This is a genomic window from Vibrio sp. HENC-03, assembly GCF_000305755.2.
Taxonomy (GTDB): Bacteria; Pseudomonadota; Gammaproteobacteria; order Enterobacterales; family Vibrionaceae; genus Vibrio; species Vibrio owensii.
Map to the genome: position 1 here is coordinate 301534 of NZ_JH976122.1, position 21631 is coordinate 323164.

At 45.0% G+C, this 21631-nt stretch carries 19 protein-coding genes; 9 read left to right on the forward strand and 10 right to left on the reverse strand.

Features of this window, described 5'->3' with window-relative positions; genetic code table 11:
- Positions 1-9 precede the first annotated feature (9 nt).
- From VCHENC03_RS13775 to pheT, 4 genes are all read left to right on the forward strand, one after another.
- Complete coding sequence (locus tag VCHENC03_RS13775) at positions 10-1191, forward strand: hypothetical protein (RefSeq protein WP_032802698.1); 1182 nt, start codon at positions 10-12, stop codon at positions 1189-1191.
- 176 nt (positions 1192-1367) lie between these two features.
- Positions 1368-2492 carry a GGDEF domain-containing protein gene (locus VCHENC03_RS13770; RefSeq protein WP_009705886.1) on the forward strand — a complete coding sequence of 375 codons (1125 nt, stop codon included), beginning with the start codon at positions 1368-1370 and terminating at the stop codon, positions 2490-2492.
- A gap of 284 nt (positions 2493-2776) precedes the next feature.
- A complete protein-coding gene (gene pheS, locus VCHENC03_RS13765; RefSeq protein ID WP_005439802.1) occupies positions 2777-3760 on the forward strand; it encodes a phenylalanine--tRNA ligase subunit alpha in 984 nt (327 codons plus the stop codon).
- An 18-nt stretch (positions 3761-3778) separates the two neighbouring features.
- A complete protein-coding gene (gene pheT, locus VCHENC03_RS13760; protein WP_009705887.1) occupies positions 3779-6166 on the forward strand; it encodes a phenylalanine--tRNA ligase subunit beta in 2388 nt (795 codons plus the stop codon).
- A gap of 80 nt (positions 6167-6246) precedes the next feature.
- Here pheT and VCHENC03_RS13755 read toward each other — a convergent pair whose 3' ends face one another.
- Positions 6247-6972 (reverse strand): metallophosphoesterase family protein, encoded by a 726-nt coding sequence (locus VCHENC03_RS13755; RefSeq protein WP_009705888.1) that lies wholly within the window; start codon positions 6970-6972, stop codon positions 6247-6249.
- Positions 6973-7308: 336 nt separating this feature from the next.
- Here VCHENC03_RS13755 and VCHENC03_RS13750 point away from each other — a divergent pair, with 336 nt between their 5' ends.
- Complete coding sequence (locus VCHENC03_RS13750) at positions 7309-8940, forward strand: glycoside hydrolase family 32 protein (RefSeq protein WP_009705889.1); 1632 nt, start codon at positions 7309-7311, stop codon at positions 8938-8940.
- 85 nt (positions 8941-9025) lie between these two features.
- Here the strand turns inward: VCHENC03_RS13750 and VCHENC03_RS13745 are convergent, their stop codons facing one another.
- Positions 9026-9943 carry an aminoimidazole riboside kinase gene (locus VCHENC03_RS13745; protein ID WP_009705890.1) on the reverse strand — a complete coding sequence of 306 codons (918 nt, stop codon included), beginning with the start codon at positions 9941-9943 and terminating at the stop codon, positions 9026-9028.
- Positions 9944-10179: 236 nt separating this feature from the next.
- Between VCHENC03_RS13745 and VCHENC03_RS13740 the strand changes: the two genes are divergently transcribed.
- Positions 10180-11175 (forward strand): LacI family DNA-binding transcriptional regulator, encoded by a 996-nt coding sequence (locus VCHENC03_RS13740; RefSeq protein ID WP_009705891.1) that lies wholly within the window; start codon positions 10180-10182, stop codon positions 11173-11175.
- An 11-nt stretch (positions 11176-11186) separates the two neighbouring features.
- Here the strand turns inward: VCHENC03_RS13740 and VCHENC03_RS13735 are convergent, their stop codons facing one another.
- Positions 11187-12065, reverse strand: coding sequence for an AEC family transporter (locus VCHENC03_RS13735; RefSeq protein WP_009705892.1), 879 nt, complete (start codon positions 12063-12065; stop codon positions 11187-11189).
- A 526-nt stretch (positions 12066-12591) separates the two neighbouring features.
- On the opposite strand from VCHENC03_RS13735, the gene ihfA reads away from it, so the two are divergent.
- Positions 12592-12888, forward strand: coding sequence for an integration host factor subunit alpha (gene ihfA / locus VCHENC03_RS13730; protein ID WP_005427969.1), 297 nt, complete (start codon positions 12592-12594; stop codon positions 12886-12888).
- Between the two features lie 144 nt (positions 12889-13032).
- On the opposite strand, the gene VCHENC03_RS13725 is transcribed toward ihfA, so the two are convergent.
- Complete coding sequence (locus VCHENC03_RS13725) at positions 13033-13809, reverse strand: RelA/SpoT domain-containing protein (RefSeq protein ID WP_005439815.1); 777 nt, start codon at positions 13807-13809, stop codon at positions 13033-13035.
- A 336-nt stretch (positions 13810-14145) separates the two neighbouring features.
- Here VCHENC03_RS13725 and VCHENC03_RS13720 point away from each other — a divergent pair, with 336 nt between their 5' ends.
- The gene (locus VCHENC03_RS13720) at positions 14146-14796 is read left to right on the forward strand and encodes a thiopurine S-methyltransferase (RefSeq protein WP_009705893.1); all 651 of its coding nucleotides are present in this window, start codon (positions 14146-14148) and stop codon (positions 14794-14796) included.
- A gap of 79 nt (positions 14797-14875) precedes the next feature.
- Here the strand turns inward: VCHENC03_RS13720 and purT are convergent, their stop codons facing one another.
- Positions 14876-16051: a formate-dependent phosphoribosylglycinamide formyltransferase gene (gene purT, locus VCHENC03_RS13715; protein WP_009705894.1), complete on the reverse strand. Its 1176-nt coding sequence runs from the start codon at positions 16049-16051 to the stop codon at positions 14876-14878.
- 207 nt (positions 16052-16258) lie between these two features.
- On the opposite strand from purT, the gene VCHENC03_RS13710 reads away from it, so the two are divergent.
- Positions 16259-16957 (forward strand): hypothetical protein, encoded by a 699-nt coding sequence (locus VCHENC03_RS13710; RefSeq protein WP_009705895.1) that lies wholly within the window; start codon positions 16259-16261, stop codon positions 16955-16957.
- 47 nt (positions 16958-17004) lie between these two features.
- On the opposite strand, the gene cdd is transcribed toward VCHENC03_RS13710, so the two are convergent.
- The 5 genes from cdd to VCHENC03_RS13685 form a co-directional block, all read right to left on the reverse strand.
- Positions 17005-17892 carry a cytidine deaminase gene (gene cdd / locus VCHENC03_RS13705; RefSeq protein ID WP_005439818.1) on the reverse strand — a complete coding sequence of 296 codons (888 nt, stop codon included), beginning with the start codon at positions 17890-17892 and terminating at the stop codon, positions 17005-17007.
- Positions 17893-18157: 265 nt separating this feature from the next.
- Entirely contained in the window at positions 18158-18835 is a 678-nt protein-coding gene (locus VCHENC03_RS13700; RefSeq protein ID WP_009705896.1) for an LrgB family protein, read from the reverse strand.
- A gap of 1 nt (position 18836) precedes the next feature.
- Positions 18837-19211 carry a CidA/LrgA family protein gene (locus VCHENC03_RS13695; protein WP_005439820.1) on the reverse strand — a complete coding sequence of 125 codons (375 nt, stop codon included), beginning with the start codon at positions 19209-19211 and terminating at the stop codon, positions 18837-18839.
- 58 nt (positions 19212-19269) lie between these two features.
- Entirely contained in the window at positions 19270-20691 is a 1422-nt protein-coding gene (gene sbcB, locus VCHENC03_RS13690; RefSeq protein ID WP_009705898.1) for an exodeoxyribonuclease I, read from the reverse strand.
- A 162-nt stretch (positions 20692-20853) separates the two neighbouring features.
- On the reverse strand, positions 20854-21534 hold the full coding sequence (locus tag VCHENC03_RS13685) for a DUF1826 domain-containing protein (RefSeq protein ID WP_032802699.1): 681 nt from the start codon (positions 21532-21534) through the stop codon (positions 20854-20856).
- Positions 21535-21631 lie beyond the last annotated feature (97 nt).

Genomic DNA, 21631 nt, shown 5'->3' on the forward strand with positions numbered 1-21631 from the left:
GGAGGTTGAATGACTAGGGCAATCGCTGCAAGCCGAACCTTGGCTGGCATTACGGCCATACTGTGTTCTTCGCCTTTGCTTGGCGTTGAACTAGCGGGGCAGGTCAATATCGAGTATCGCCAGTTTTTCTCTGACGGTGCTCAGGGGCAAGACAAAGGGCAAACATCACTTGTGTTGCAACCCGAGTTTTATTGGGATCTGCAGGACGGTGATGCGAGTTTCACTTTCACACCTTTTTATCGCTGGGACAGCATGGATGATGAGCGTACTCATGGTGATATTCGAGAAGCTTTATATTTAACCTATTGGGATGATTACGAACTCCGAGTTGGCATCAGCAAAGTGTTTTGGGGCGTCACAGAGTCTGCGCACTTGGTTGATGTTGTAAACCAAATTGATGCGATAGAGGCGGTTGATGGAGAAGATAAGCTCGGCCAGCCTATGGTTCATTTTACCTCTATCAAAGAGTGGGGGACGGTGGATGCGATGTTATTGCCTTATTTTCGTGAGCGAACATTTGCAGGTAAAGATGGACGTTTGAGGATTGATCCCGTTGTCTCTGATGATCCGTTGTATGAATCTAGCCGAGAAGAAAAGCATGTGGATGTCGCGTTTCGGTACGCACAAATGTTCGGCGATTGGGATGTAGGTTTAAGCTATGTTTATGGAACAAACCGTGACCCGTATTTTCGGTTTGATCAAGGAGAGCTAAAACCTTACTACGCCCTAATGAGCCATGTCGGACTGGATGTTCAAGGCATCGTGGGCGATTGGTTATGGAAACTAGAGAGTGTCTACCGCGATAGCTTCGATAATCATGTCGGCGTCGTGACGGGTTTTGAATACACGATAGTCGGCGCTTTTGATACGGTATGGGACGTAGGCATTATTGGTGAGTATCTCTATGATAGCCGTGGTAACAATGCGCAAAACATCGGTCAAAATGATGTCTTTGCAGGCATTCGTTTAGCACTCAATGACGAAGACGGCACAGAAATCTTAACGGGTATAACGCAAGATCTCGACAACTCCGATGTGTACAACGCAAAACTTGAGGCTTCCAGCCGCATTTCAAATCATTTCAAGTGGCAAATCGATGCTTGGTTGTTTAAAAATGACACGCCAACGGACCTGCTTTATTTCGCACGGGACGACGACTTTATCGAACTCTCTATCCAGTATTATTTTTAAATTGGTAGATAAACTAATCGAAAAGTTGGAGGCAAGTAGATCCACGTCATTATTTTGACTGACTGCTAAAGCGTTAAGGAAGATTTGTCGATACTATTCCTTATGTTTATTGTGGTATTGATAGTTGTATATAAGCAACTATCAATACTCACTGGTTTTACTCAGGAGTAGTAGCGTTGAATTCATTTCGTTGGGACACATATTTCGAAACTGGAATCGAACAAGTTGATGAGCAACACCAGTATTTAGTCGGCTTCATCAATAAGTACGGCGAACTTTTGGCGCAAAACAGCATCTCCCTGACCGATATTCAAGTCGCATTGTTTGATCTTTCTCGTTACGCAGAGTTTCACTTCAAAGAAGAAGAGAACTTGATGCGCGAAGTGGGAATCTATCCTGAGCATCTACAGAAGCATATCCAAGTCCATCGCGCGTTCATGAGCGATATCATCAGCATGCAAAGCTTCATCAATGAAGAAAATAAGCGTGCAGCCGAACAGTTGCTGGATTTCCTTATTCACTGGCTGGCGTACCATATTCTTGGCATCGATCAGAATATGTCCAAACAAGTGGCGGCGATTCAATCCGGCATGTCTCCAAAAGCAGCGTATGAAGAGCAAGAAAAACAGGCCAATGCCTCAACAGAGCCGCTGCTTGAGGCGCTAAATGCGCTATTTTCACAAGTCTCGGAGCGAAATCGAGAGCTACTCAAGCTGAACCTAGTTCTAGAGGAAAAGGTGGACGAAAGGACGAAGCAGTTATCGAATGCAAATAAACAGCTAGAAGCCTTGTCCCTAACTGATTCGTTAACCCAGTTACCCAATCGTAGAAGCGCGATAAAAACGCTTAAGAAATTGTGGAAGGATGAGGACTCTAAAGACCTGCCTTTGGTTTGCATCATGATCGATGCGGATTACTTCAAACAAGTGAATGATACCTGCGGCCATGAAGCTGGGGATTTAGTTCTAACCGAACTCGCACAAGCATTGAAGCACTACTTCCGCAGTGATGACATTGTGTGTCGTTTAGGCGGCGATGAGTTTTTCGTAATTTGCCCAGATACAGGATTAGAGGGTGGTTTGCATGTGGCAGAAGCAGTGAGAAAGCAGGTCTCCCATATGCTTGTTCCTACTTCATTCGAACCTTGGCGAGGGAGCATCAGTGTTGGTGTTGCAGAGCGTCGAGACAATATGGAAACCTACACGGATTTAATTCGAGTTGCCGATGAGGGCGTTTACTTGGCAAAACAAAACGGTAAAAACCGAGTTCAAACCGTACAAAAACTCACGCCTTTAAACTAGATTACTTCTCATATTCAATCGCCAAAGAAAACGGTCTTCTTTTCTCGCTTGATAAGAACAATACCAGTGACTTTCTTTGGCCTCTTATGCAAAAACAACCTCGATAAAATGGGCGTTATTCCTAGACAACGCTGCTTTTTTTACGTTTTTGTGTTCTTTTTATTCAATAACCTCTTCTTTTCATAATTCAATTTGGCTTTGGTGGCGCGTTTGGCTACTATGTACAGCTATCAAAAAACCAATCACTCCCTTATGGATACTACCAATAGGTAGATGAGGAAACGATGCAACATCTAGAAGAGATCATTGCTAACGCGAGCGCAGCAATTGAAGCCGCAGAATCGCTAGTCGTACTTGATGAAGTGCGTGTTCAGTATCTAGGTAAAAAAGGTGAGCTAACTGCTCAACTTCAAAGCCTAGGTAAACTACCACCAGAAGAGCGCCGTGAAGCTGGTCAAGAGATCAACAAAGCGAAAGGCGTAGTTCAGCAAGCTATCGCAGCTCGTAAAGATGCACTACAACGTGCAGAGCTAGAAGCGAAGCTAGCAGCAGAAACGATCGACGTGACACTACCAGGTCGTCGTATCGAGAACGGTGGTCTACACCCAGTTACTCGTACTGTTGAGCGTATTGAGAAGTTCTTTGGCGAACTTGGCTTTAACACAGAGTCTGGTCCAGAAATCGAAGATGCATTCCACAACTTTGATGCACTAAACATCGCCGCTGATCACCCAGCGCGTACTGACCACGATACTTTCTTCTTCAACCCAGATTTGATGCTTCGTACTCACACGTCAGGCGTACAGATCCGTACGATGGAAAATGGTAAACCACCATTCCGTTTCATCGCACCAGGCCGTGTATACCGTAACGACTACGACCAAACGCACACGCCAATGTTCCACCAAGTGGAAGGCATGTTGGTTGATGAGAACGTGAACTTCGCACAGCTGAAAGGCATCCTGCACGATTTCCTATGTAACTTCTTCGAAGAAGAAGTGGAAGTACGTTTCCGTCCATCTTACTTCCCATTCACTGAGCCTTCAGCAGAAGTTGACGTGAAAGGCAAAAACGGTAAATGGCTAGAAGTACTAGGTTGCGGTATGGTTCACCCGAACGTACTACGTAGCGTAGGCATCGACCCTGAAAAATACTCTGGTTTCGCATTCGGTATGGGTGTTGAGCGTCTAACAATGCTTCGTTACGGCGTAAACGACCTACGTGCGTTCTTCGAGAACGATCTTCGTTTCCTAAAACAGTTCAAGTAATCCAGGGGATAAATCACTATGAAATTCAGCGAATCATGGCTTCGTGAGTGGGTTAGTCCTTCGATTACCACTGACGAACTAACTCACCAAATTACAATGGCGGGTCTAGAAGTTGATGACGTGCTACCTGTAGCAGGTTCGTTTAACGGCGTTAAAGTTGGTCACGTTGTTGAATGTGGTCAACACCCAGATGCAGACAAACTGCGCGTAACTAAAGTTGACGTGGGTGAAGAAGAGCTTCTAGACATCGTTTGTGGCGCGCACAACTGTCGCCAAGGTCTGAAAGTAGCAGTAGCAACAGTTGGTGCTGTTCTTCCAGGCGATTTCAAAATCAAAAAAGCGAAACTACGTGGCCAGCCATCTCACGGCATGCTTTGTTCATTCACTGAACTAGGTATCGACGTTGAGTCAGACGGCATCATGGAACTAGCAGAAGACGCAGTAATTGGTACCGATTTCCGTGAATTCCTAGGTCTAGACGACGTAACGGTAGACGTAGATCTAACAGCAAACCGCGCTGACTGTTTCAGCATTCGTGGTCTAGCTCGTGAAGTTGGCGTACTAAACCGTGCTGACGTGACTGAGCCATCAGTAGAAGCGGTAGCGGCTTCAATCGAAGACAAAGTGTCTATTGAAGTGAAAGCGCCAGCTGCGTGTCCACGTTACCTAGGTCGTGTTGTTAAGAACGTAAACGTTCAAGCTGAAACGCCACTATGGATGCAAGAGAAACTGCGTCGTTGTGGTATTCGCTCTATCGACCCTGTAGTAGACATCACTAACTACGTTCTTCTAGAGCAAGGTCAACCAATGCACGCATTCGATCTAGCGAAGATCGAAGGTGGCATCGTCGTTCGTATGGCTGAGCAAGGTGAGAAGCTAACACTTCTTGACGGCAGCGAAGCAGAGCTAAACGCAGATACACTAGTAGTAGCTGACCACAACAAAGCACTTGCAATCGCAGGTATCTTTGGTGGTGAAGAGTCTGGTGTAACAACTGAGACTAAAGACGTTCTGCTAGAGTGTGCATTCTTTGCACCTGACCACATCCGTGGTCGCGCACGTAGCTACGGTCTGCACACTGATTCTTCAATGCGTTTCGAGCGTGGTGTGGATTACGCACTACAAGTGAGCGCAATGGAGCGTGCGACTCAGCTTCTTGTTGAAATCTGTGGTGGTGAAGTAGCACCTGTTGTTGCAGTAGAGTCTGAAGCAGACCTACCTAAGCCAAACAAAGTTGCTCTACGTCGTACTAAGCTAGACAACCTACTAGGTCACCACATCGCTGATGCTGACGTAGTAGAAATCCTAGAGCGCCTAGGTTTGACTGTTGAAGCTTCAGAAGAAGGTTGGATGGCAGTAGCGCCAACATGGCGTTTCGATATCGCTATCGAACAAGACCTGATTGAAGAAGTTGGCCGTATCTACGGTTACGACAACATTCCTAACCAACACCCAGCAGCAGCACTTAAGATGCACAACCACGTTGAAGCGGATCTTCCACTGAAACGCGTTCGTGATCTTCTTGTTGACCGTGGTTACCACGAAGCAATTACATACAGCTTCGTTGAGCCTGAGCAACAAAAACTAGTTGTACCTGGAGTTGAGCCTCTAGTGCTTCCAAACCCAATTTCTGCAGACATGTCAGCAATGCGTCTTGGTCTTATCCAAGGTCTGCTGAACACGGTTGTTCACAACCAGAAGCGTCAACAGCCACGCGTTCGTCTATTCGAATACGGCCTACGTTTCATCCCATGTGAATCTGCAGAAAACGGCATGCGCCAAGAGCCTATGCTTGCAGGTGTTATTGCTGGTACTCGCGGTGAAGAGCACTGGGATATCGAAACTAACACTGTTGATTTCTTCGACCTTAAGGGCGATCTAGAAGCGATTCTAGAGCTATCTGCGAACGAAAAAGCGTACTCTTTCGCTGCTGCTAAGCACCCAGCACTTCACCCAGGTCAATCTGCGGCAATCATCGTAGACGGCAAAGAAGTGGGCGTGATCGGTACCGTTCACCCTGAGCTTGAGCGTAAGTTCGGTCTAAACGGTCGTACTATCGTATTCGAAATCGAATGGTCTGCAATCAACAGCAAAGTGATCCCAGAAGCGGTAGCACTTTCTAAATTCCCTTCAAACCGTCGTGATATCGCGGTAGTAGTGGATGAAGCTGTTGCATCTGGTGACATCGTTAACGCTTGTCTAGAGCAAGGTGGCGAGTTCCTTAAAGATGCGAAACTGTTCGACGTTTACGTAGGTAAAGGCGTTGAAGAAGGTAAGAAGAGCCTAGCCATCGCTCTGACTCTACAGTCACTTGAGCGTACGCTTGAAGATGCAGATATCGCGGGTGCGGTTGACGCTATCGTTGCTCACGTTTCTGAGAAGTTTGGTGCGTCTCTACGTGACTAATCTCGCGTAACGCATCTTCTTAAGAAATGAAAACCCTGCCAGCTCGGCAGGGTTTTTTGTATTTTGGGAATAGGGAATAGCTAGAGCCAAATTGTCTCCACTTTTATCCTCTCACCTTCAAAGCAAATCTTATTCACACCAATCCTTTCACTTCGGTTGTATTCGTCAATACTGTGGTCAAAGCCATAAGCGGTGGCGGGTGCCATATGTTGAGTCACACCTTGCTGCGATATAGTAAGTGCATCATGACCATGTCCACAAATTACATCCTGAACTCGATGCTTTGCTAAAAGCGCAAGTAAGCTTGCATCGTTCTCCAAGCAAATCGCTTTCATCCAGTCTGAGCCAACAGGAATAATGGGATGGTGGACAACGACAATCGGTTTGGCTACATGGCGAAGCTGTTTAGTTAAGACTGCTAAACCAAGGTTATCAACTCGGCCAGAGCCTAAAGGGTGTCGCTTATCCAATGGTTTTGCACTTGAGTTCAAAAATATAACCTCTCGTCCATGGATCTTGGCTTTATCGACAACGGCGATACAACTTCCACGCAGTTCTCGTTTCATCAGTTCATGGTCATCATGATTACCAGAGATGGCGAAGATACGCTTGTCTCGGGTGTGTTGCTCTATGAAGTTGACTAGAGTGAGGTAAGCGCCAGGTTGAGGGTTGCAACACAGATCGCCAGTGAGAAAAAGAGTATCGCAAGATGAATCATTTTGAGCACACAACAGCGCTTTACGCAGGTTTTCAAAGCTAGGTGGATCGCTTAAGTGACAATCGCTGATCTGGAAAATCGACTTCATGGAATTTCGCAATGTAACGTTTGGTTGAATGGTTTCAGTGTAACACTTAACCTCTTGGTTTTAATAGTAAACCTCTATGTTGCTTATTACCGCTTTGTAAGAAAGGTAGATCTAAATCTTCCACTCGTTAATTGGGTTTTTAGGGAACGTTCTCAAACATAAAGATCAGCATAGCAGCTAACGAGAACTTAAGTACTAAGCCATAAATGAAAAGATGCTTTATAGCGTTAGATTGATCACGGTTTTTGCTGTCTATGATCCGCTGTTATCTATGAATTCGTTATTTGATATGTTATTTTTGCAAACGTTCCCAATTTAAGTTTTAGGTTAAAGTAAATGTCGTTAGCACCATACATTGCCGTTTGTGGGGGAGTTGAAAACATCTCTCGCGTTTTGATTCCTGATTCAGACCTTATTTTTGAAGTGCGTGAACACACGCTAATTCAAGACTCTGAGTTGATTGAGCAACTACAAGAAGTTCAGGGAAAAATGCAAGTGAGATTTGTGCGCTCAGATTCTGTCAGTACGGAAGCATTACTACTGCTAGGAGAGGCGATCGCCAAAGAACAAGAGAAACGTTTTGAATCACTTCAAGAGCCTGTTGAATGTGAGCACCGCCCCTTATGGCATATAACGCCACCACAAGGTTTGCTTAACGACCCAAATGGTTTTGTGTTCCACAATGGCCAATACCACATGTTTTACCAGTGGTATCCGTATGGGTGCGAACACAAAGATAAGCATTGGGCACATTTAACCAGTACTGACTTAATCAACTGGGAATGGCAACCCGTTGCGCTCACGCCTTCAGATTGGTTCGATAGTCATGGTGTATTTTCTGGTCATGCACTTAGCCAAGAAAACGAATTGATGTTGTTCTACACAGGCAATACACGAATTGGGCCGCAACGAGATCGTCATACAACCCAGTGTTTAGCGACTTCAACTGACGGTGTGAACTTCGTTAAGCATGGCCCGGTGATTGGTGAACTACCTCCTGGTGTAACACCTCACATCCGTGATCCTAAGGTGATTCGTCACAATAACCAGTGGCTAATGCTATTGGGTGCGCAGACGGAAGAGCTAAAAGGGCGCTTAGCGATTTACAAATCTGATGACTTGTATCAATGGACGTTTGATGGTTTGTATGGCGATGAGTTTGGTGATTTCGGATATATGTGGGAATGTCCGGACATGTTCAGTTTGTCTGAGCAGAGCTTTGTTGTCATTGGCCCGCAGGGCATTCCTTCGTTTTCTGAACACAACTCAATTCCTCACCATAATGGCATTGTGAAGGCAAAGTGGAATGAAAAAGATGGCCCTCACCTGAGCGAGTTCCAACACCTCGATTTTGGTTTTGATTTTTACGCGCCACAAACCATGCTTACGCCAGATGGTCGCCGCGTTATGTGTGGCTGGATGGGATTACCAGATGAAATCGATCAACCGAGTTCAGACAATGGCTGGGTACATCAACTGACGACAATGCGTGATATGAGCTTCCGTGATGGCAAGCTGTATCAATATCCAATTCATGAGCTTGAATCGCTGATTGAATCAACAAACGAATTTGTATTGAACTCCGATGGTATGGATATCGGAACCAAGTCTTTCGATTTAACTATCACGTTAGAATGGGGAGACGAGTTACGCCTCTTCGAAAATACAACGCAAAAACTGACAATAAAAGCGGATGACGTTGAGCGTCGATTGATCTTAGATCGTTCTAAAACATTGAATCGAGCACAAGATACGGTTCGCGAGTTACCGCTAGAGTCTGACAAGATTGAACTGCGTATCTTAGCGGATACTTCTTCTGTTGAAGTGTTTGTTAACGGTGGCGAAGCGGTGATGACGTCGCGTGTGTTTGCTGACGTCGATGCGACACGTTTGTCTTTACAAGGCGGAGAGCGAAAAGCAACTCTGCATTATTTGAAAGCGGCAACAGCGCCTTTCCAAAACGTTTAATTTAAAAACGACTAATTAAAAAAATCCCCGCGATTGCGGGGATTTCTATTTTATTACCTAAGCTTCAAGCTATGGAAATGTTGTTTTAGATGTAAGCCAACAAAGCATCTTGAGTTGGCAATGCTGTCATCGCGCCTTTTTGCGTCGTCGCTAGAGCACCACAACCATTTGCCCAGTTAACCGCTGAATGGATCGCTTCTTTGTTCGCCCACTCATTGTGTTGAGCTAAACGAGCCAGCAAACCACCCACAAATGCGTCGCCAGCGCCTGTTGTATCTACAGGCTTGACGGCTTGGCCCGCGATCAGCTCTTGTTCACCTTCGAATACAACCAACGCGCCTTTTGCACCTTGAGTAATAAGGACAAGCGTGTTGTTGAATGCTTTAATAGCTTCAAGACCTGCTTCGAGTGAGTCCGTGTCGGTCAGGAACAGCAGCTCATCGTCAGAGAATTTCACCACGTCAGCCAGCTCAATTGCTTGGCGAACCACAGGTTTTAACTCTTCTGGATTAGCCCAAACTTCTTCACGTAGGTTTGGATCAAAGCTGACGAAGCCACCGGCTACTTTAATATCTTGCATCGCTTTTAGTGTACTGCTGCGGCTCGGTTCGTTTGCTAGTGCGATTGAACACACATGCAGCCATTCACCCTGAGCAAATTCTGGGATGTCAGCAGGGATTAGGAATTGGTCTGCACTTGGCTTCACCATAAAAGTAAAACTGCGTTCACCTGAGTCATCTAAATCTACAATCACAGTTGATGTGCGCTGTGCTTCATCCAACAGCATGTAATCTGTGTTGACTTGTTCTTGTGCCAGCGTTGCTTTCATGAAGCGACCCAAAGGATCTTGACCAACACGGCCAAAGAAAGCACTGTTACCGCCTAATCGAGAGATTGCGACTGCAACGTTGGCTGGTGCGCCACCAGGGCACTTCAAATACGTGCTTTCTGTATCTGGAATCAAATCAACAACGGCATCGCCAGTCACCCAAATCTTACTCATAACTATTACCTAAAATAGAATCTAATCACTAACTACATTTTTGCTAAATCGTTTTAGCTAATCAATGTTTATTTGAACCAAAAAGGTCAAAATGACGTTAATTGTGATCTTAACCATGATCTAGAGTGTTTGCCCAAGCGCAAAGTGGGGGATTGTGATGGCTTTCATAATTAACCTGAGTATCATTGGCGGGATAATAAAAAAGCCCAAGCTTAAAATAACCACGGAATGACCAGGTGAAGAACAAAAAATTAAAGCTAGCGGACATTGCAGAACTGGCCGGAGTGTCTAAATCCACAGTCAGCTTTGTCTTAAATGGACACGCCAAGAAACACCGAATCAATGAAGACACCGTAAAACGTGTCCAAGCAGTCGTCGCGGAACACAATTACGCACCAAGCCTTTATGCACGCGCTTTAAAAGCGAAAAAGACATATACCCTTGGCTTGGTTATTCCTGATTTGGCTAACATGGGTTTTGCCACAACCGCTAAGCAACTCGAGAAGCTCGCTCGAAGCAGTGGTTATCAGTTGTTGATCGCCTCTTCTGAGGATGAACCTGAGCAGGAGCAAGAAGCAGTAAAGAGCCTATTAGAAAGACAAGTTGATTTGCTGATGGTCGCAACGTCTATGTCTGACGATAGCTTTTATCAAGAAGTCAGACAGTCTACGCCTGTGATCTTGTTTGACCGTGTTATTGAACAGCAACAGATGACGACAATCAAAACCGACGCTCACAACGCCGCTAAGCAAGTGGTGGAGAAGTTGGGTAAGGAAGCAAAAGAATGCGCTTACTTTGGTGGTCAGTTAGAGCTGTCCCCAAGTAAAGACCGTTTTGCTGGTTACCAAGCAGGATTGGAACAAGCCGGAGTGAAATTTGAAGCGGCATTGGTCAAACATAAGGATTACCAACCCGAGTCAGGCTATCAAATGATGCAGGAAACCTATCAAGAGTTAGGTCGCCTTCCAGAACGCTTGTTCGTTGCTTCTTACTCTATCCTAGAAGGGGTGTTGCGTTTCCTTTCAGAGCAGCAACTGCTAAATGAAGAGATGAAAATTGCGACGTTCGACAACTACGCGATTTTGGATTGCTTACCAATTAAGATAGATTCGATTGAGCAGGATTGTGATTTGATTGCGCAAAGCTTATATGAAGCTGGCAAAGCACTGCTAACCGATCCAAAACACACCCCGCAGCAAGTGGTGCTTCCTGCGAAGATCCACTATCGCTAGGGCTGATTTGCTCAAGAGAGTGAAAGGGTAAACAACAGCAGTAGCGGCAACGTGATTATGCTGAAGAAATTACCAAACAACACCATTGAAGCGACTGTCATTGGCTCAATGTTCAGTCGCTCTGCAAACAAATAGTTCATGACGGCTGGTGGCAGCATAGTGAACAACACCATCATTTGCAGTTGCATTGTCGGCAGTGGAATCAACCAATAGATTAATGCAAATGCGATCGCACCAGTCCCAAGCGATTGCACGGTACACATAAGACCTACCTTTAAACCTCCTAATCTCAGGTTCAACATCTGGGCACCCAATGAAAGCAACATCACTGGTACCGCCGCTTGTCCGAGTAATGCGGTCGCCTCATACAGCGGGTTCCAAATGCCAATTCCGGAAAGATTAATGAACAAAGCGAGTGAAGCAGATAAGAAAATCGGCATCTTAATGATCTGTTTGAAGGGATTGCCGCTACTGAGCAGCATTACACCCAAACTGATGTGTAAACAGGCTGAGACAACGAACAACAGCACTGCCGAGGGTAAAGCGAGTTCACCGAACGTATACGTGAACAGCGGGATCGCTAAGTTTCCGCTATTTCGGAACATGTGTGGTGGTGCCCATGCTTTAAATGAAAGACCGGTCAGTCTCGTAATCGGTAGCATCACAATGCCGGGAACGACGACAGCAATAACAGCAGCAACTAAAAGAGGGGCTTGGTCCATGTCGAGAGGCATGCTTACCAGCGATGAAAAGACGAGTGCTGGCGTGAACACATCCATATTAATGCGATTGATGGGGCGAAAATCTGGTCTGATGTAGCGGCCAACGAGATAGCCAACAAAAACCAAAGCGAATACAGGGAAGAGAATGCTGACGACTTGGTGAAACATGTTGGCTCGCTAGTAAGAGGGCGGTATGTGAAAACAGTATCAATGTTTCCATTTGCCGTCATGGAGTAACACGCAGAATTTTGCCTTCGTTCAAGCTTTCGTTTTTCAATTCACCTATCAGAATAGGTAAAAAAAGTATGCTGAATGTGACTGGTCAGATCTATTTTTGAAGTGACTCAAACTACTGAAAAACAGAGAAGTTTTGTGTCAATTGTTTGTAAAACAGCCAGTATCTGACATTTTTATTAAATAGTGATTAATGTTGTTTTAAGGTTTTAAACTAGTAATTTAAACTGGATATTTTTCTCGATAGAGAGGGAATTAAAGTAAAATCTGGAAATGATGGTAGGTAAAGTACAGCAGTGGTAAAACATTCGGTATATTAGCAAAGAAAAAAGTTGGCGAAAATCATAAGCTTGGCATACACTTCCTGATGTAACCCCGATATGTTGTTGAATTGGTAGGGTAAAACTGCTCTGGCGCTACACTAGGTAGCATTGTTTAACATAGCTTTGAGGAAAGTTTTATGGCGCTCACAAAAGCCGAACTTGCAGAAAACCTGTTTGATAAATTGGGATTTAGTAAACGGGACGCCAAGGAAACGGTGGAAGTGTTCTTTGAAGAAATTCGTAAGGCACTAGAAAGTGGCGAACAGGTAAAACTGTCAGGTTTTGGTAACTTTGACCTTCGTGACAAGAATGAACGACCTGGTCGTAACCCGAAAACTGGCGAAGATATTCCTATTACTGCTCGACGTGTCGTTACGTTCCGCCCGGGTCAGAAGTTGAAAGCTCGCGTAGAGAACCTAAAGGCAGACCAGTAAGCCATGTAACATGGAATGAGACCACGCTTTGTCGTGGTCTTTTTGTCTGTATGCTTCGTTACTTACTAAAGAACAAATAAAAAACCACCGCAATTGCGGTGGTTTTTCAGTATTGAGGAAATCAGTTTCTAAAAGACGGCTTGTTTACGCCGCTTCTAGGTGTGTTGTCAGGTACGGATGCCAAGCTTCTTGATACAAGTTTTTCGATTGAGTGCGCATGCTGCGAATCGAAGCTGTCTCGATATCATTCAAGTTTCGGCCTTCTACCAGAGCTTGACGCTCCAGCTTCTGAATTTGTTCGTACAAATCATGCTCCGGGCCATTCTTAACATCAGCAATGGCTTTAAGGTGCAGTTGAACTTCAGCAATCAAATTCGTTTTAGGAAGACGAACCAACAGGTTCAAGTCGCGGTAGCCAGAAGCCGTTGGTTTCTTAAAGCGGTTTTTCACTTTAACGATGGTAGTTTCACGCTCTAACGCTTCGTACACAGAGACAAGGCTTGCAACGTCATCCGCGACGATAGTTGCTCGTGCTAAGTCTGTAATTCGCTCTACTTGACCATCCAATTCGTGAGCAATTTTTTCTTCGGCACGATGTTGAGATTTAACGCCTGCGAAGTAAGGTTGGGCGTCAGTAAGAAGGGCAGTACTTTTACAGATGGTTTCTAACTCGAACTGCGCTTGGTGAGCTTTGCTGTAAAGTACGTCGAAATCTGAATAAGGTTGAGTTGGTTTGGAGTCGATTGACTGAATGCCATACAAACCACTAAGGCTATGCTTAAACAATTTTGAGCAAACTTCGTTTTGGCTAGCAGAACGGTTTTGTTGCTCGTTACTCGGGACATTTGGAAGTGCGGCGAACGCCGGCGCACGGCTTAGTACTAAAAGCATCAATGCTGTAGTACGTAAAAATAAGCTCATTCACTCTCCTTAACTTGCTTGCACTTAGAAAATGGGTAACGAAAAGGTCACTAAGATTTGCAAATCAGGTACTACCTAGTTAATGGGGGCTCTACGATAGATTCCAAGGCTGTTTTTTAGCCTTATGGTGGAATCGTGTTCTAGATCACCATTTTGCTTTCCTTTATTCTGACAACCAGAAAAAGGAAGGGTTCATTCTTGAACGATAGCCATACTACCATCGCAGTATTAACCAAAGATGAACGGCATAGACAAATTTGAAAAAATCATTAGTCTTACCCCACAAAAGCGAAGCGCAAAGCTCGAATCCACAATCAGCCGACAAGTAGAAGTAAAATGAGAGATCAAGAATTTTGGCATAGTAAATGGGCGAGTAACCAAATTGGTTTTCACCTAGATGACGTGAATCCACTGTTACCTGCATTCTGGCAGCATACCAATCCTAAACGTGAAGACACCGTGTTAGTTCCTTTGTGCGGAAAGTCAGAAGATTTGGTATGGCTTGCGACAAAGCATGATGACGTGCAGGGTGTCGAACTCAGCCTTATCGCCGTGCGTGCGTTTTTTGCTGAACATTTCTATACGCCGACTGTCACATCACTAAACGGCATGCATGAGTTGTATCAGTTCGATGAGTTGTCGATTTACACTGGCGACTTTTTTACTGCGCCTGTTTCTAAAGCCGATATCATTTACGACCGTGCTGCGCTTGTGGCTTTGCCGCAAGAAATGCGAGAAGAATACGTAGCTCGTCTTAAGCAACTGTTGAACCCTGGCGGACGTATTTTACTTGTGAGTCTTAACTACCCACAGGATGAGATGTCAGGCCCTCCATTTAGCGTGCCAGTCGAAGAGATTGAACAGCTGTTTGCGGGTTATAAGGTAACTTGTTTGAATGTCGATCAAGCCGACGAAAACCATCCCAAAATTGCTAAGAAAGGTCTAAGTCGCTTCTCTGAAGAAGTCTACTTGATAGAGAGCGAATAAAGGGCTATTCAAGCTTACAGAAAGAAAAAGCGCAGCCAATTGAGCTGCGCTTTTGTTTATTTATAGCTTATCAACGAAATCAGTAAACGATCTGCACTTTAGATGCGTTATTTACTGCATCTTCAATCGAATCTTCAATAGTCTTACGACGCGTTAAAACAACGCCTAAGCGACGACGACCGTCGATTTCAGGTTTGCCAAACAAACGTACTTGAGTTTGTGGCTGAGCCAGTGCTTTGGCGACATTGTCAAAGCGGATATCAGTTGATGTACCTTGGCCTAAAATAACCGCTGATGCTGATGGTCCATACTGAACTATATTGTTGATCGGCATTCCGGTGAACGCTCGAACATGCAGTGCGAACTCAGACATTTCTTGAGAAATCATGGTTACCATGCCGGTGTCGTGTGGGCGAGGGGATACTTCATTGAAAATGACCTTATCGCCTTTAACAAACAGCTCGACACCAAAGATGCCGTAGCCACCCAGTGCATTAACAACTTTCTCTGCTGTATATTCAGCCGCTTTGATAGCGTTGTCTGACATTGCTTGTGGCTGCCATGATTCACGGTAATCACCATCTTCTTGACGATGTCCGATCGGAGCACAAAAGTGCACTCCATCAGCTGCGCGCACGGTTAGCAATGTGATTTCGTAATCAAAGTCAATAAAGCCTTCAACAATCACACGCCCTGCACCTGTACGACCACCTTCTTGTGCGTAATCCCAAGCCGTTTGAACATCTTCTTCTGATTTGATAACGCTTTGGCCTTTACCAGAAGAGCTCATCACTGGCTTAACAACACACGGGATTCCAACGTGTTCTACTGCTGCTTTAAAGTCCTCAAAGCTGTCAGCAAATTGATAAGGGGAAGTGTTTAGGGCCAACTCTTCAGCAGCAAGGCGACGAATGCCTTCACGGTTCATTGTCAACTTAGTTGCTTTCGCTGTAGGAACAACGTTCAAGCCTTTCTCTTCTAACTCAACCAATTTGTCGGTCGCGATAGCTTCAATTTCAGGAACCACGTAAGCAGGTTGCTCTTTATTGATGATCTCTTCTAGTGCCTGACCATCAAGCATGTCGACGACGTAGCTACGATGCGCAACTTGCATCGCTGGAGCATCGGCATAACGGTCGCACGCGATCACTTCCAAACCAAGACGTTGGCATTCAATTGCCACTTCTTTACCAAGCTCGCCAGAGCCCAAAAGTAATACACGGGTAGCATGAGTGCTAGTAGCAGTACCGAACATAGTGTTCCCTTACAAAATAAAGTGATGAAACCGAATTTGCAGGGGATCATACTGATTTTTTGTAATGATGCAAACGTTTGCGTCATCGCTTGGTTTCTTCGTTTGTAATAATTAATATGCAATCAATCACAATAAATGATTATTCTCATTGAGAATATATTTCATATTGATAGATTTCTTCGCTTCTATAAAAAGGAGTCTAATATAATGAAATATATAAGAATAATCGGTTGTGCTATTGCAGTGATGCTTTTGTCTGGGTGTGTATCTCAAAAGGCGATGGATATCCCTTCAGACTTTTGGCAAACGGGTGGCGACAAAAATATCGCCGTTGCGTTTGTTCAGCCTCCAGAGATGGATGCGCACAGGAAAGGTGGTGAAGGTCTGCTGGATATGGCCATCAATGAAATGGTGACAGATAGTGTTGAATCTCATATCCAGTCACTGAAACACGATAAGTTTGAATTGGGTAAATCCAAGGTCGCGACACTTATCAAGAGCCGAGGAAGTCGCAGTGTGATTCTTCCAGAATACTATGAAGCGACCGATGAACATAAACTGCCGAAAGAAGAACGTAAAAAGGGCTACTTTGACTACGATGTTTCTGCAGTAAAAGAACAGTATCAAGCGACCCACTTATTGGTAATTCAAACCATGGCTGCCGGAACGCTACGTGATTACTATGGTTTTATTCCACTTACATCGCCACGTGGTTATGTTAATGCTGAAGTGACATTGGTTGATCTCAGCAATAACAAGATTGTTATGGAACACCAGATTCTTGAAGAGGTAATGCTACCGGAAGATGTTGATTGGGACGATCCTGACAACCAATATCCAGAGATTACAAAGGTGATCAACTTGGCATTAGAAAGAGCCGCGAATCGATTAACTGAATTCTTATAATAAAAAAGAGCCCGACGGGCTCTTTTTTTTGTATTGAAGCTTATGAATTAAACGTTCACAAAGCTCACTGGAATATCAGGGTTTAGCGCTTCTAGCGTTGATTGAGTATCGGCTAGGTGGCTGATCTTGCCTTGCGAGTTCTCAACCAGAGCTGCAGCTTTGATGTCTTCAAACTGCTCACCAGCCATCAGGATTTGAATCAGTGCAACCTGAAGTGGTGGAAGGCTAGGGTTGAACGCAGCGTTTTCTGCGTAAGCGCCTTGGAATACGCGACCACTGTTCATCTCAAGAGCAATACCGCTCAAGTTGTTAGTGTAAGGCGCGTGGCTGATGTTCATAGCGCTGACCGCTTTTTGAATCAGAGCGTCATCTTCATCACACACAAACTCGTGTTTTACATCTGCCATTAGACCAGATTCGATGCCTAAGTCTGCAGGACCAAAAGCTTCTGGAAGGTAGTGGTGTAGTGACTTTTCTTCGCGTTCTGGCAATTGGATCTTAAGTTCTTTTGCCGTAGTGAGCTCATTCATGAACTGACGACAGTGACCACAAGGGCTGTAGTTGATGGTGATGTCTTTCACACCATGTTCGCCTTTCATCCAAGCGTGGCTGATTGCACACTGCTCAGCATGAACGGTTTGACCCAGTTGAACGCCGAAAAACTCCATGTTCGCACCAAAGTAAAGGCGACCAGATAGACCGCGAACAATCGCACCGACATAGAATTCAGAAATTGGAGCGTAAGAAAACGCTGCGGCAAAAGGAAGTAGAGCAACACGAAGCTCTTTGTCTGAAAGGTTGGTAGCGTTCAGCAGCTCATCAAACTGTTGCTCAGAAATAGTGGCATCAAAATCGTCAGCGAGAACGATAGGAGCAAGATGGGTTGAAAGTGCTTCAGGAGCGCTTGCTAGCGCCTGTTCAATGCGACTTTTCATGTTGAATCCTTGTTATTGCATGGACAGTTATTCTATGTGAAAGATGGAAATGTTCTGTGCTTTAGATCACGTTAATGTGTGTAATGATAATTTACGTTACATAATTAGAGTGAGCTCACACATGTATTCGATTTCACGACGATTTAACGTTATCTCTGTCCCACTAATAACTATATCAACGTATATTCATACTGCGAATTTTCTGGATGAGATTATGACCTGCTCATTTTATCAGGAAGCAAAGTAGAGCAGGTCATTGAGGTCTTTATTGGTATAGCCAAACAGCCAAAGCAAAGAAGCTTGGCGCAAGAATAGAAGTGATGATGCCACACAGCACCAAAGCTAGAGAAGAGAAAGCCGCATCACCAGGCTGTTTTTCAGCACATGTTGCTGTCCCAAGTGCGTGGGAGACAGTACCCATTGTCAGACCACGAGCGATAGGGTGCTTAATGCCGATAAGGTTAAAGATTGGGTAAGCCAAGATTGCACCGAATAAACCCACGATAAGCACTAAAATAGCGGCAACAGCGGCTTCACCACCTAAGTGACTAGAGATTTCCATCGCAATAGGGGTGGTTACCGATTTGCCCACTAAGCTTGCAATGAGGCTGATGTCTGCTTTGAACGCAACGGCGATCAGTGTCGCTGTTAGCATCGACATCACGCTGCCCAGAGAGCAAGCCAGTGCGATAATGCGCCAATTGGCTTTGATTTGAGGTAGCTGCTCATAGAGCGGATACGCTAGCGCAACAACAGCGGGTTGAAGCAAGAAGCTAATATACTCGTTATCGGCGTAGTAGGTTTCAAACGGCACTTTCAAAAAGGTGAGTAGAGGGATCAATACTGCAATGCTGATTAAAAGCGGGTTGGCGATTGGGTTGTTCACCTTAATCGCGATTTGACGAGCGGCAAGGAAAACCACAATAGTGACAAGTAACCACATATTAGTGTTTCTCCTTCAGCAAGTAATCTAAGAACCACGCTAAGCTGACCAATACGATCAGTGACCCGCCTACGGCACTCGCAATAATTGGCAGTGCATTCGCCAGCAACATATCAAAGTGCTGCATCAAACCAACACTGATTGGGACGAACAATAAGATCATGTAGCGAATGAAAAGCGTCGCGCCAGGCTTAACCCATTCGACTTTGACGAAGCCAAGGGTCATAGAGAAAAACAGCACTAGCATGCCGATGACACTTCCAGGAACAGAAACGCCAGTGAATTTTTGAATAGTGTTGCCGATGCCAAGTGCTCCCATGATGAGTGCGAGGGAAATGAGCAAATGGACCAGCTGTAGTAATCGATCTTTAATCATTTTGACAGCATATAAAACAACAAGCACACCCGAAGGTGCGCTTGAACAAGGTAAGAAATTAGGAGGCTAAGCTCTCTACATAACGATAGACGGATTTTAGTATCGCTATCTTCTTTTCGTCACTTTCATGTTCGTGAACTAAGTTTTCTAAATTCAGCATGTACTCTTCAATTTGGCTTTCGAAAACTTCACGACAGTGTTGTGCCCAACGTCTTTGTTCTTGTTCATCCAGTGTGCCGGCGTAGTGACGGGCACGGTAACGGAACAGCAACGGCTTGATGCGTTTGTCATCAAACTCAATATCCAGCGCAGCAAGGTTATTTGGATCTGTTTCACGAATGATGTCCATCGCTGCGCGATCTGCTGGTGAAAAGAAGCCATCGTACAGTTGCGTATCCACATCATCGCTCTTTTCGAACTCACGCTCAATAGAGAATAGACTAATTAGCTTCTCACGGATTTCTGGGTGTTGACGCAGCAGCGCTAGATTACTCAAACATTTCTGACGGTCGATTCCGATTACTTCTGCGTTCTCTGCCGTTAACGTTTTAGCTGGAGCAAGGATAGGGCACTTGTTCAGATGCACTAGCTTTACGGGTACAGGCAATAAGCCACCCAGTTCTTCACGTTTGGTGTACAAACGCTCTTTTAACTCTTCTGCTGAAAGCTCAAGGATCGGCTGAGGATCTTTGGCTAAATCAATCGTGATGACGGCGTTGTTGTTGGTTGGATGCCAAGCCACTGGCACAATCCAGCTTGTGTATTGGCACTCACGTCCCATCATGCCTGACACGTGCATCAATGGCGTCATGTTTACAATATCGACTAACTCGTTCAGCTTGCGCTTGTTACGCATCGAGTAAAAGTAATCAAACAGCTTTGGTTGCGCGGCTTTGACTTTCTTCGCCATCTCAATAGTAGCAATTACATCTGCCATCGCATCGTGAGCATTGCTGTGTTCAATGCCGTTGGCGACGGATAAATGCTCAAGCTTGAAACTCGTAAAGCCTTCATCATTCTCCGGCCATTCCACGCCCTCAGGACGAAGGGCATGACACGCTCTCATCACATCGAGCAAATCCCAGCGCGAGTTACCGTTTTGCCAGCTCCACGCATACGGGTCGATAAAGTTGCGGTAACAAGTGTAACGTGTGACTTCATCATCGAAACGGATGCTGTTGTAACCAAGGCTCGTTGTGTTTGATTTAGAAAGCTCGGCGTGGATCTTAGCGATAAACTCTGGCTCAGGTAGGCCTTCTTGCATGGCTTTTTGTGGCGTAATGCCAGTGATCAAAGCAGCTTCTGGTGAAGGGAGATAATCAGCAGGTGGACGACAGTACATGACCAAAGGTTCACCAATGATATTGAAGTTTTCATCAGTGCGAACGCCTGCGAATTGGCTTGGACGATCTTTGGCTGGACTTGTTCCCCAAGTCTCGTAATCAAAAAAGAAAAAAGTGGGCTGATTATCTTGGTGCATTCTGCTTACCGTTTACGGAACCGATTGAGAGTATTAGACCATTCAACGCCTTGACTCGCAACGAAAGATGCAAGGTGATGTTGTGAAAATGGAAAAGCCGAAGGCGAACCGTCGGCTTAATATTTGGGAATTGACTAATGCTTAGACTATTGAGGTGTTGTATCACCCAAAATCTAAGGTTAATAGCAAGCGAGGCTCACTCGAATCAATGCTCGGAGACCGATGTACCAGACCTCTGTTTTCATTGCCGCTCCAACGTTCACCTTTCAGAAGTGCAACATCACCCACAGACAAATGTTGAATGTCATTCTCTTTCATGTACAAACCTGATTCTGAGTCTGGGAGTCCATTGCTACCGTGCCCCAGTTTGGCGCGATTGACGGCATCGTTGGCTAGCCATTGTGTCGCATTACCATAATATGTGGTTACCAATCGGCAAGGTACTTGGTCAACGTGAAAGCGGGGGCACATTGCGCTATTAAGCGTTGCAAGGCGTAATCCTGCATCTTTTAGTTCAAACAAATAGCAGAACATATCAACCAACTCAGCAATATTTCTTAGTAGCACTTCTGGCGCTTTTCCGTCAGTTGCGAATTGCAACGTTTCTAAAGCATTTTCTGGGGAGACGCTCAACGACTTACCAAAGTTGGGGTTTGATGTAACAAACGCTTTGCTGGCATCAATCAGTTGTTGATCAAATTGACGCTGCCAAATCGCGATATTGATGTCTTCCTGATAAATGTCTGCCAACACCGTCGGTTCTTTCCGTGCACTGAAACATGCTGTTTTGTGTGTGTTTCCCAAGGCTTCAGTTGTAATGGACTCGGTTAAAGTTGAAGTCATGATATAACCTCCGATGTTATTCGTATGCGGCTTTAGTTTGTTGAGATGTTATATCATAACAATTATTGCTAACAACCCCATTTGCCGCAAATGTTGT